Below are 13,976 nucleotides of genomic sequence, written 5' to 3'. Positions count from 1 at the left end.
TGCAAACGCTGCATATCACGGTGAGCAACGGCAGCCATACGCCGGTGATCGCGCCGCTAGGCTTGCAGACGATCGACGAAGGCAAAGCCTGGTCGTTGCCGATCAGCGCGTCGGATGCCGACGGCGCTCCGCTCACCCTCAGCATCGGCAACCTGCCGCCGGGCGCATCGTTCGATGCGCGCACCGGTACGCTCAACTGGACGCCCACCTACGATCAAGCGGGCACCTACAAGAACGTCACGATCACGGTCAGCGACGGCAAGACCACGACGAGCGAAAGCTTCGACATCGTGGTGAACACGGCCTGGGCGCAACCGGTACTGACGGCGATTCCGGCGCAGACGGTCCGCGAAGGCGACACCTTCGGCCTGCAATTGAGCGGCAGCATGCCGGGCGGCCTGAAGCACGCCGACGGCACCACGGTGAAACTGAGCTACGGTGCGGCGTTCCTGCCCGCCGGCATGACGCTGAACAGCGATACCGGCTGGCTCGGCTGGACGCCGGGTTACGACGTCCAGGGCGCGGTCAATGTGCCGATTACCCTGACGGCCACGTTCACCCTGCCCGACGGCAGTACGCAGCGGACCAGCGTGCAGCAAACGCTGCAGTTCAACGTGCTGCACGCGAACGGCGCCTTGCATTTCGACAGCAACCTCGCTCAGCCGTGGACCACGCTGGAAGGTCAGCCGCTCGCGATCAGCGTTGTTGCTTTCGACCCCAACAATCCGCTGTTTGCGCCCAAGGTGCGTCCGGCATCGGGTGCGCCAGCCGTCGATGAAACCGGCAACGCCATTGCGTCGACCGTCACCTACAACGTGACGGGTCTGCCGCAGGGCGCGACCTTCGATCCCGACACGCTGCAGATCCTCTGGACGCCGGGCTACAGTCAGGCCGGCCAGTACAGCGTCACCGTAGTCGCCAGCAAGGCGGGCGATACGGCGGCGACGCCGATCACCAGCACCGTGGTGATTCCGGTCACCGTGGTGAAGGTCAATCGCGCGCCGGCCATCGCGCCGATCGGCGATGTCAGTCTCGACAAGGGCAGCACGCTCGATATCCCTGTCGCCATCGACGCGGATGCGGGCGACGCCGTCAAGGTGACGATCGACGGTCTGCCGCGCTTCGCCACCTTTACGCAAAACGCGCCGAGCGCCGATGGCCACATCACCGGCACCATTCACCTCGCGCCCGGCGACAACGATCGCGGCGACTACACGCTCACCGTCACTGCGCAAAACACCGCCACCGGCATGGCCGCCGCGCAACGCTTCGTCGTCACGGCGAAGAGCCTCACCGAGCCGCCGGTGTTCACCTTGCCGCAGCAAGTCGTGGCGATCATCGGTCAGCCGTTGAGCTTGCCGATCGCCATCAGCGATGCGGATCAGGATGGACTGCATCTGACCAGCAATGGTCTGCCCATCGGCGCCAAGCTCACGATGGGCGATCAGTACGGTCAGGCACGGCTCAGCTGGACGCCGACCGCCAATGACGTCGGTCCGCACGACATCGCGATCACGGTCACGGACAGCGGTCTGCCGCCGCAGAACCAGGGCTTCGTCAATCCGGCCAACCCGGTTCCGAACGTGGTGACCCACACGGTCCGCGTCATCGTCGTCGCGAGCGATACGCCGCCGCAGCTGCTCGGCATGCAGGTCAACGGCCAAACCGTTACCGACACCGGCAACGCCAACACCAACACGCCGGTGGTCATCAACACCAACGAAGGCAACCCCTTCGGCGTCGCCCTGTTCGCCAACGACGCAGCCGGCCATCTGATCAACTGGACCGCGACCGGCCTGCCGCAAGGCATGACGTTCAACGTACCTGCAGCGGCCAACGGCAATCAGGCGACGCTCAACTGGACACCGGACCTGTTCGCCTCGCAGAACGGCAACAACGGCGTCTATCGCTTCACCGTCACCGGCAGCGACGGCGCGATGAGCTTCACCCGCACGTTCGAAGTGCACGTCGCCCACGTGGCGCAAGCGCCGCAGATCCTGCCGCTACCGCTGCAACTGGTGAACGAAGGCAATACGCTCTCGTTCAATCTGCAAAGCGTCGACGCCGACAGCAAGCCGGTGCACCTGAGCCTGATCTACGACGCCAACACGCCAGCCGGCATCAACTTCGACGGCAGCACCGGCACGTTCGAATGGACGCCGGGCTACGACACGGTGGACAAGGGCAATACCGCAAGCCGAGATTTCACCTTCACGTTCCAGGCGACGGACGGCGCACTCACCAGCATGCAGACGGTTCAAGTCCGCGTCCTCGGTGTGTACCGGGCGCCGGTGCTGTCGGTCAGCAGTCATGCCGTCGTGGTGGGTAAGACACTGAGTCTGCCGATCCAGTTGGGCGGCACTGACACGCATCAAGGCATCTACGCCAACGACCCGGACGGCAACGCGCTGACGCAGGCGCTCGCGGTGAGCTTCACCCACCTGCCGCAAGGCGCGAGCTACGACGCTACCAAGCATCAGCTCAATTGGACGCCGGGCCCCGGCCAGGTCGGCGACTTCGTGGTTACCGCGAACGTCGACGATGGCCACGGCAACACCGTGCAGCAGAGCTTCACGGTGCACGTGGTGGCCGATGCATCGGCCAACAGCCCGAAGATCCTGATCGACAGTGTTCCCAGCACGCCTGCCCTGCCCGGCCAGGACATCATGGTCACCGTGCGCGCCAGCAGCTTCAGCGCGATCACCGCGTTGGCCATTCAAGTGCGCGGCACCGGTTTGGGCAGCGATCAATGGCAGACGGTCGCCCTGGACAGCAGCGGCCGCTTCCACCTGAAGGCCACGCAACCGGGCACCATCGACGTACGCGTCACCGCCACCGATGCGGATGGCTTCAGCGGCACACAAGACAGCAGCGTGCTGATCAAGGATCCGGCCGCACTTGCACCGGTGATCACGTGGGGCGGCGCGTTGAGCGGCGCCACGCTTGACGGCAAGCCGGTAGAGATCGATGCACTGACCAACCTGCAGGCCAACCTGCAAGAGTTGCAGTTGATGGGCTATCGCCTGGAAATCGCACCGATCGGCAGCAGCACGTGGCAAACGCTGGGCACGCAGCTTTACGATGCAAGCGCTTTCAATCAAGCCTTGACGGTCGCCTCGCTCGATCCGGCCGCCTTGCGCAACGGCGTTTATCAGCTGCGCCTCACTGCATGGGATCTGCAAGGCCGCACGGCGGAAGTCGACGCGCGCGTGATCATCAATGCTGCACAGAAGAGCGCTGCGCAGAACAACGTGGCCGACGTGACCTACCAGCTCGGCGGACACGCGTTTACGGTGAACCGCACTTTCGTGGGCGGCAGCGGCAATGCGTTCGGCAACTGGGCCATTGCGGGCTTCGATACCGGTCTCACCACGGATCAGTCCGCCGCCACCACCAGTGGTGCCACGGCGGCATGGACAACGGGCGCCCGCGTATGGCTGTCGATTCCCAACAACCTCGGTGATGCGAATGCAGCGCTGCAAAACCTGAGCTTCACCTTGGGTGCCGACGGCGTTGCGATGCAAGGCAGCGCCAATGCGCCGATGACTTACCACGCCGATTTCGGCAGCAGCCAGGGCTGGACGCTCGCGGCCGTCAACGGCAATGCGTTGCAGCGTCAAGGCGGTCATCTCTACGACGAAACCACCGGCCTGCCTTGGGTGCCGAGCGGCTACGTGCTAACCGCACCCGATGGCACGCACTACAGCCTCGACACCAACGGCAAGATCACCGGCGTCACGTTTGCCGACGGCAAGCAATGGCTCGTGTCCGACGCAGGCATCGCCCTCGTCGGCGGGACGGCCAGCGACCGCATCGACATCGTGCGCGCGGCGAACGGCAACATCGCCCGCATCACCGGCCCGCTCGATGCGAACGGCAACGTCCGCAGCTTCTTCTATGGCTACGACGCGCAAAACCGCCTGGTTCTGGCACGCGCGCTCGACGGCACCAGCATGGGGACGCCTTACGGCTACGACAGCAACGGCGCGTTGCTGACCGACACCGTCACGGCCAACCTCGGCACGGCCGCGAACTGGCTGGGCAACAGCACGGCCAATAGCTGGAACGGCACGCTGCAAGCCAACCAGACCACCAGCCTCGCGTTCGCCATTCGCGATAGCGAGCTGGCTTCGACGATCAAGGTGCCTGGCGGCAGCGGTGCTTTGATCGTGGCGATCAGCGCGAGCTTCAGCGATCCGAACAGCACGCTGCAGGTGGTCGGCGGCGACGTGTTGGGCAACACGCTGTCCAACGGCGTGCACACGGTCCTCGTGCGCGTCACCGAAGCCGGCATGAAACTGCTGCGACTCAACGGCACCGGCACGGCGAAGATCAGCGTGTCGATCGCCGGCGATCTGAACCATCACGGCAAGGTCGACGGCAGCGATGCCGCGGCACTCGATCAAGACATCGCCAGCAAGAACCTCGCGGGCGACATCAATGGCGATGGCGTGGTCGATCAAACCGACCGCCAGATCCTCGATGCGAACTACGGCTTCCAGGCTGCGCTGCCGCCGCAAGCGGCCAGCAACTTGCCGACGACGCTGACGCACGTGGGCCTGGGTGCCACGATTTCGCTGGATCAAGCCGCCACGGCCTCTGCCGGCGAATCGATCTTCTGGCGCGTGCTGGGCGCAACGAACGGCACGGCGAAGTTGAGCGCTGACGGGCATTCGGTGATCTTCACGCCGAACGCCGGCTATAGCGGTGCCGCCACGATCAACGTGCAAGCGGACGATGGCTTTGCCGCGAGTGCGCCGATCACGCTACAGGTGAATGTCAGCGCAGCCGCGTTGACTGCGATCCATTTGCAGCCTGTCGGCGATCTCATGCCTGGACAGAACGCCCCGCTGAAAGCCACGGTGGACTTCCAGGATCAGCTCGGCGTCGATGTCAGCGCCGACCCGTCCTATCTCAGCCTGACGGCCACGGATTTGAGCAGCGTCGGCTTGAGCGGCCCCGCACCCGTCGTAGTGGATGGCAGCCGCCACCTCGTTCAATGCAATGGCGTCGGCCCCGCGTTGATCGTGGCCTCGCACACCGACGGCAGCGGTCACGTCGTCCAGGCGGTGCAAGCCATCAACACGTCGCCGGCGGCACTGCCGCCGCAGCAAAGCGAGGATGATCAAAGCGATGCCGAGACGCCTTCGGTAAAACCCGACGTCTATCCGGTTAGCATCACGCTAGTACCGGGCGGAACCCGTCAATTGAAGGTGCATGTGGTCGAACCGGGCGGCGACCCTGCTGCGCCGATCGACATCAGCCAGGCCAGCCCGACGCCGAACAGCGCCACACGCTATTTCGTCAGCGACAACAGCGTGGCGACGATCGATGCCAACGGCCTGATCACCGCATTGAAGGCCGGCCGCATCACGGTATCGGTGGTCTACTTCGAAAGCGTCAAGGATGCGAACGATCACGTGATCCAGCAGCTGATCGGTCAAACCGATGTGCCGCTGAACGTTCAGCCGGCCGTCGTGGAAGACGCGACGACCAACGCTGGTGTCGTCGTCGACCACAACCTGGGCGGCGCCGTCGCGGCGGCCACCGGTGAAACGGTCATGATCGGCGCGGGTGCGCTGCCTGCCGATGCCACGGTGTCGATCAGCCGCATCCCAGTGAGCGCCATCGGCGATACCACCGGCATGAATCCGCCGCTGCCGGACATGCTCGATACGCTCGCGGCCTTCCATCTGGACATCGGTGCGAACCTGTCCAAGCTGCCGATGCAGCTGGCCATTCCGCTGCAGGTCAACTCGGGCTTCAACGCAGGCGACGAGGTGCTGTTCCTCGAGCGCAGCGTGATCACCGACGCGATCGGCTGTCCGCACGACGTGTGGTCGGTAGTGGACAACGGCCATATCGGCGCCGATGGCGTCGCGCGGACGGCCTCGCCGCCTTATACCGGCATAAGCTTGAGCGGCAACTTCATCATCGTTAAGAGCAAAACGGCCGATAAGAAGACCGGCTCGGTGACGGTTCAGGGCGCCGGCGTGAACGTGATTGCGCTATGGGCGGGCCCGATGCTCTTTGCCGGTGGCATGGGGTCCATGAGCGCCGCCGGCGGCATCGCCGGGGCGGCGACGATGATGAGTGTCCTGGGCATACTCTCCACCCAAGGCATACCGATTTACCGAGTCAATTGGTCGTCCTCGGCCGCCTACAACGACATCGGACAAATCGCGACCAATGTCGATTCCAGCGGCAACGTGACGCTGAACCTCGATTCGCAAGTCGGCACCGGAGGATCGGGAGGCTCGGGCTCCGGCAACACGGGGCCGGACAGTGGGCTCAAGGTCGATCTGAAGTTCATCTATGACGCGGAAAACGCGAACGGTGATCCCAACGCCACCGTGCCGAATGCCGGTCAGAGCGGCGTGACCGTGGCGCATGGCTTCGATGTCGGCCAAATCACGCTGGACGGCCTGAACAGCATGCAGCTGGGCCAGACGCTGACCGACGAACTCAAGTGGTACGTCGCGACAGCTCCCGGTCATCCGCTGGCTGGCAGCGCTGCGCTAGCAGCGCTCGCCGCTCACCCCATGAATCCGCTGACACCTGACCAGGAAACGACCATCGACAACGCCGTGTTGAAGATGATCGACACGCAGCTCGAGCAGCATTTCAATCCTGCGAGTTCGACGGCATTCCGGGATCTTCCGGCCAATACGCAGACGGCGATCATGAGTGCCGCGTACCAGTACGGAAACGCGCTGTGGAGCAATCCGCACAACAACCACCAGCCGATGAACTACTGGGTCGACCTCACGCAGGGCAAGTGGGATGCCGCGGTGGCGGAGTTGCGTAACTTCGGCGACAGTTATCCGACACGCCGTAACAAAGAAGCGAATCTGATCCAGGCGGACATCGATTCCGGCGCCTTGCCCGGCACCAAGAGCAATTCGAACGCCACCCAGGTTCCGATCACGCCCCCCGCTGCGCCCGACGGCACCTTGCAGATCACCGGCATGCAGATGATCGGAAACAAGTTGCGCGTTTCGTTCAAGGGCCTGCGCCTGCCCCCAGACAGTATGCAACTGCCCGAGCGGCTGCGCATCTGGATCAGCCCCGAAGATCTCAAGGTCGACAGCGACGGTCATGCCACGTCCAACCAATGGAATGGCAAGGCCGCGCAACAGCGCGATATGCGTCTGTGGAAGCAGTTCGTCGATGTCGACGTCACCGGCGACACGCAGTCGATCGATCTGGACCTGCCCGCGAATATCGCCCTGAGCCTGCACGAAATCACGGCTCAGCGCTTCGTGAAGACGACCGTCGACGTCGTGCCTTGGGCTCCTAGAGACCCTCAGTGGACGACCTACGGTGGCACAGCGACGGCCAGCATCAATCCGCAAAATGGGTTCAGCGTGATGACCACTGCGACCGACATCGACATCGTCGAGAACGGCGCGATCGTCAACAAGCTGAAGTACGCCGACGTGGCGGGAAGCCCGCAGTTCGTCGGCGGCGCCAAGACCCATCAAATTGCCTACAACGAAGATCGTTCGCTGATGTTCGTCGCCGGCAACCAGGGGCAGGTCTATGTCGTCGATACGGCGACGATGAAGCTCGTCTCCAGCGTGACGGTCGCAGGATCCACCGATAACCTCTCGAGCCTCGCCGTCTCGGGCGACTGGCTGTATATCGCCGAAGGCGGCGCGTACACCGGCAACGGTCAGCATCGCCTGCTGCGGATGAATATCGATGAGGAGTCGGCGCAGTTCCTCACGGCGCAGCAGATCCATCTGCCCGATGCGGTCAGCGGCATGAATGCGGCCTTCGGCTATGTCGATCTGGCCGTGGTCGAGGGAACCCATTCGTATCTGGCCGTCACCGCCGCCAATAGCAACGAGGGCATCGCCAGCACCAGCTTGCATTCGGGCGCGATGTTCGTGCTCGATCTCGATCTGCTGGACGCTAGCGACACGACGGGAGGCACGCTCACGGCTTCCGGAAGCGCCATCCAGATGGTGAACTTCCCGTCCAACCGAGGCCGAGGCGCCCAATTCCTGACGGCCGCATCGAGTATCACGAGCGGTGGGAAGGTGACGACGATCCGCTTCCTGGTGTCGAGTGCGTTCGATTACGACAACGGCTTGGGCACGGTGACGATCGGCGTCGACGCGCACGGCGTGATGCAGTCGCCGGCGTTCCAGTCGATTTCCATGCCTGGCGAAAGACCCGGCGTGCCTTTGATGGCACGCTACAGCGACAAGTACCAGTTGGATATCCAGCGCGCGCAAAGCCCGGTGTTCGTCAAGGTGGGCGGCATCGAATACGCGCTGGTCGCCGACTACGACGTGCCGTTCAAGGATCCGGGATTCATGAACGGCCTGCTGAACAACAAGCAAATCGGCGGCAAGATCGGCATCATCCGGGATCCGTTCGGCGCGGCCGAATACCTCGGTGCGACCACGCCGATCGTCGATGCGTCGATCAATTCGCTGTCTTACAACGCCGCCAATGGCGTCCTGTGGGCCGACGTCCGTTATTGGGGCATGCCGGGGCAACCCTCGTTGCCGGACGGCATTCTGGTCTGGAACATGCAGGACCTGATCACCCAGGCCACGGCGCACTCCTTGGCTGTACAGGGCGGTAACCGGCCGGTGCCGATCGACCAGCTAGGCGGCGTGCTGCCGACCAAGGTCGACACCGGCGTGCTGTTCGGCATGTCCAGCAGTCAGACGCTCAAAGCGAACGCGCCGACCGATGAAAAGATGCGCTATGGCGACATCAGCCTGATCGACCTGGCTGCATTGATCCGGAAGGAATACCCGGATTACGCAAAGGTGACCAACGACGCGATTACCGGCATCAACAAGGACACGGTGTGCGTGGACACCGCTTCGAGCCAGTACGCCAAGATCGTCACGACCTGCTACAAGAGCGACGGCAGCGCCACGGATGTCCCGTATGTCTTGTCCACCACGGCGAATACGGGCCATGGCATCTCGGCCGCCAGCGCGGCGGACTACGCCGGTTTGTACGATCCGGATACCTTCGCTGCCAGCCACACGTTGTTCCTGCAAACGCTGTTCACCAGCGCTGACATGGATGCGCTGCGCCTTGGCAAGCGCCTGCCCGATCGCACCATCGAGATCGTGCTGAGCAATATCACCATCGCCGGCAAGACGATCGATAAGCTCGTGCTGGACGTTCCGCTTTCCGACTTCGCCGGAGATTCTACGAAGAGCGGCTTTATCGGCGATCGCTCGTCATCGAATCCCGGATATACGCCGTTCACGCTCAGCACCGGAGGCACGGTGGGCAAAGGCGCTGTTTCCCAGACGCATAACCGTCCGCTCGACGTGCTTCGTGTCGAGCAACGGCTGAAGTATTTGGGATTCCCCGCTTACGGCACGACCACGGCCGAATTCGATGTGAGCGAAAAATGGACCCCTCAGGTCGCCCGCGCTGCATGGCTGTTCGATCGGGTGGTCAACTACAACAAGCCCACGCAATATACCCCGGCCGCGACCGGGCCCGACATGACGCGACTGGTCATTGGTGGTAATCCAGGCCAGCTGGACAACGCCGCCGCGACGTTGAAGATTGCACAAGACAGCACGGCGAGCGATGGCAACTTCCTGGCCTACCTCCAGGCTTGGGATGCACCGCATTGGATGAACGTTTGGAAATCGCTTGGCGGCCTCAACGACACCCCGCAAGGCCCCTTCCACAGCAACGTCCCGAGCGCAGCTGGACAAGCATGGCTGGCAGAAGGAACCAAGGACATCGTCGAGCATTACGGAACGAGTTGGGCCCGCGACCTCCTCGCAGCGTGGGCTGAGACGGCACAAGCAAGAGCATCCATCGGCCTCGGAAATGCCAGTCTGACCTTGACTGCCGTCACCAGACTCAACTACGTGGACACCGACAACCACTCGTCTCACGACCTCGGCATGGCGGATGATATTGGACTTCCCCACGACGATGCTGCGCGAAGCGACGCCGGCGAGCACCTCAATACGCCTCCTGCCACCGCGACGACGGCAGATGCGCTTGCCGCCTGGTGGGCGTCTCCTCAGAGCGGAATACCACAGGCGAAACAGAGCACATTGCAATCGATTCTCGCCATGTTGATGCTGACGCATCCGGCTAGCGGAAATTCGCTCTATAACGCCATCCCGCTCAGCGACAGCGTCCGTCAGACGTTGTTTAACGGCCTTGTCAATTTCATGTACTACGGGGCGACATTCAACCAGTACTCCGATGTAAAACAAGCGATTCGTTCGGTCGCTGGTGCATTGGGCGTGCCCCTCGGCAACGTCACAACCCAAAATGGTCAGACCGGATGGCTACGTTTCTGGTCAGGTCACAATACTCACTTCCACCTCACGCTGACGCCGCCCCCCGCACTGCTGGCCCAGCCTCAGCTGGCCGCAGATGATGCGAGCACCCAGACACAAACGCCGCCCGCAGCGGACGTGTCTCTGAGCGCTCTGCTGGGTCTTGCCCAGCATCTGTGGGGAGCCAAGCCCTCCGATCTGGGCATGCCTGCGAACGGCGATTCCATTGCTTTCGGCAATCTCGGCAATGGAGAACTCGGCGAAACGCAGGGCACGTCGGTGGTGATCGATCGCACGGCCAACGGTGTCGGCTGGTACGTGAACAAGGACGCATTGTCGAACGACGATTTCGTCCCCACCGCCGATCCTGGCGTATGGGTTGCGAAGGCAGGCAGCGCTGCCGCAGGCAAGTACGATCTGCTGACCGTGGTACTGCACGAGTACGGCCATTTGCTCGGTCTGCCGGATATCGCCAATGCCGCGGACGACCTGATGTCGGTATCGCTCGAGCCGGGCGTGCGTCGTCTGCCGGCAGGTGTGTCCATGCAGCAGATCCAGTCGCTGCTGGCACAGTTCGCCCGCTCGCAAGCCCCCGCTTCGACGAGCAACGCCAGCACGCGCATCGAGCAGACGATCGCAGCACCTACCGCCAATCTCGCCAGCGTTGCGCAGCAGTACCAGGCTGCCATCAATCCGAGCTTCGTCGGCCTCGGCACCAACGGCAACCAGGGCTGGTCGTCCGAAGGAAACATCAGCGGCACCGGTGCTTCGGTCACATTGAGCGAAGGCAGTCAGACGCAGACGCGACTGAGCCAGGGCTTCGTGCTGGGTACGAACGATCGCTTCCTGCGCTTCACGCTCAGCAACGTCACGTTGCAGAGCCTCGGCGATCGCCCGGAAGACGCATTCCAAGTGGCGCTGCTCGATGCAAAGAGCGGGGCCTCGCTGGGCGGCAAGATCGACCTCAGCCTGACCGATGCTCTGCTCAATCTGCAAGGCGACGGCAGTGCGCATCAAGCGTCGGGCGTCACGGTGATCACCAACGCCGATGGCAGCCGCACTTACATCGTCGATTTGCGCAGCGTGCCAGCCGGCACGGCGGTCAATCTGTCCTTCGACTTGATCGGCTTTGCCGCATCGGGCAGTCACGTCACGATCAGCGACGTGACGACGATGGGCATGCCGCAAGCCAAGGATGCGGCGTTCACCGGTCTCGAAAACGGCAGCATCAGCGCCAACGTACTCGCCAACGATGGTGACGTCTACGGCGCCACGCCGGTGATCATCCATGGTCCCGCGCACGGCACGGTCACGCTCAACAAGGACGGCAGCTTTGTCTATACGCCGAATTACCTGTACTACGGCACGGACAGCTTCAGCTATGCCTTGAGCAATGCTGGCGTGCAATCGAACACGGCGACGGTCAGCCTCGCGATTCAATATGTGAACCAGCCGCCGGTGGCAACGGACCTGGCGCTGAGTCTGCAGGAAAACGGCAACGTCATCGTCAACCTGCCCTCGGCCATATCCGACGTGGACGGCGACAAGCTCACGGTTCGCATCGTCACGGCGCCGCAGCACGGCAAACTGACGCAGAACGCGGACGGCACGTTCACCTATACACCGGACCATTTGTTCTACGGCAACGACAGCTTCACCTACGTCGCCAACGACGGACAACTGGATTCGAACGTCGCCAAGGTCAGCCTCGGCGTCGCTTATGTGAACCAGCCACCGGTGGCAACGGACCTGGCGCTGAGTCTGCAGGAAAACGGCAACGTCATCGTCAACCTGCCCTCGGCCATATCCGACGTGGACGGCGACAAGCTCACGGTTCGCATCGTCACGGCGCCGCAGCACGGCAAACTGACGCAGAACGCGGACGGCACATTCACCTATACACCGGACCATTTGTTCTACGGCAACGACAGCTTTACCTACGTCGCCAACGACGGACAACTGGATTCGAACGTCGCCAAGGTCAGCCTCGGCGTCGCCTATGTGAATCAGCCGCCGGTCGCGGGCAACGTCAGCTTCTGGCTGCACGACAACCAGACCAAGGTGCTCAACCTGCTGGCCAACGCCAGCGACGCGGATGGCGACAAGCTCACCGTGCGCATCATCAGCGCGCCGCAGCACGGCAAGCTGGTGCGCAACGACGACGGTACCTACACCTATGAGCCGGATCATTGCTACGTCGGCGCCGACAGCTTCACCTATGTCGCGAACGATGGTCAGCTCGATTCCAAGGTCGCCACCGTCAGCATCGACGTCAAGGGACGCAATCACCGGCCGCATGCGCATAGCCACGAAATGGCCGTGGCGGAGAACGGCACTTCGCCGATCGACCTGCTGGCCTATTCCAAGGATCCGGATGGCGACCCGCTGACGACGCGCATTGTCTGCGGACCGCACCATGGCTCGCTGACGCAGAATGCGGACGGCACGTATGTCTATACGCCGAATGCAGGCTGGACCGGTATGGACGGCTTTGTCTTCGTCGCCAACGACGGCCAATACGATTCCAACCATGCGACCGTGTGGCTGGACGTGGACCGGCCGCCGGTAGCGCACGATGAAAGCTTTACCGTCCGCGCCGGCACGCCGAAGCGGCTGGACATCCTAGCCGGCGACGATCCGGGCGAAGAAGACGCGGACGATCTGCGCGCCAAGCTGGTGAACAAGCCGCAACACGGCAGGCTGACCGAAAACTGCGACGGCACGTTCAGCTACACCGCCGACGCGAACTTCGTAGGCACCGATACGTTCACCTACATCGCTGATAACGGTGAGCTGGGCTCGAAGCCGGCGACCGTCACCCTGACCGTGCTGGCACCCAAACGCCCGCCGGTAGCGGTGGACGACAACGTCATCACCAACGACAACACGCCGGTGCGGATCGACGTGTTGTCCAATGACAGCGATCCGGATGGCGAGGCCCTGAACGCGCGCATCGTGTGCCGTCCCGAACACGGCAGGCTGACGCACAACGCCGATGGCAGCTTCACTTACACGCCTGATCGCAATTGGACCGGCACGGACAGCTTCGCTTATCGCGCAGTCGACGATGAAGCGCAGTCCGCGATCGCCATGGTGCACATCACCGTCGTGCCGGTTCCGAGCGCGCGCGATGCGAGCTTCGAGGTCGAACGCAACGGTAAGGTCCACATCGATCTGAACTGCCTGATCGATGATCCGGATGCCACCGCCGCGAAGCGCCTCGACCTCACCGTCGGCAAGCCCGCTCATGGCCGGCTCGTTCAGAAGGATGACGGCAGCTATGTGTATCGCCCCGCGCACGGCTTCATCGGCACGGATACGTTTACGTATAGCGTCAGCGACGGCACACACACTGCCACCGCGACCGTTACCTTGAACGTCGTCCGTGACGAGGATGATGACGATGACCGCTGCGATTCGAGCCAGACGGTGATCATCATCGCCGGCGATGCTTGCTCGGACGATGAGGGCCGAGGTGGCTACATCATCATCAACCAGGGCCTGGGCGATGACTGGCGCCATGAGCGGCACCGTCCTTCCCTGGATTGGGATCGCGCCGATGCCGCCGATCTGGGCATCTCCGGATGCATCGGGGACAGCTGGTGGAATGTGGGCATCGAGCAGCCGCTGCTCGCCTCCGAGGATCTACTGAAGCGGAGTGGATTGGTGGTAAGGCGGACGGACTGA

General features: G+C 63.1%; 1 protein-coding gene (running past one end of the window). It reads left to right on the top strand.

All coding sequences use genetic code 11. The features are described 5' to 3' along the window. A protein-coding gene (locus tag D7S89_RS01920) for a pesticin C-terminus-like muramidase (protein ID WP_121275081.1) crosses the window boundary here: on the top strand, nt 1–13,976 show its 3' portion. It extends 22,618 nt beyond the left edge of the window; only the last 13,976 of its 36,594 coding nucleotides appear in the window; its start codon lies beyond the left edge, outside the window; the stop codon is at nt 13,974–13,976.

The sequence above is a fragment of the Trinickia fusca genome, from assembly GCF_003628145.1.
GTDB lineage: Bacteria > Pseudomonadota > Gammaproteobacteria > Burkholderiales > Burkholderiaceae > Trinickia > Trinickia fusca.
This window is presented reverse-complemented; position numbering and strand designations above follow the sequence as displayed.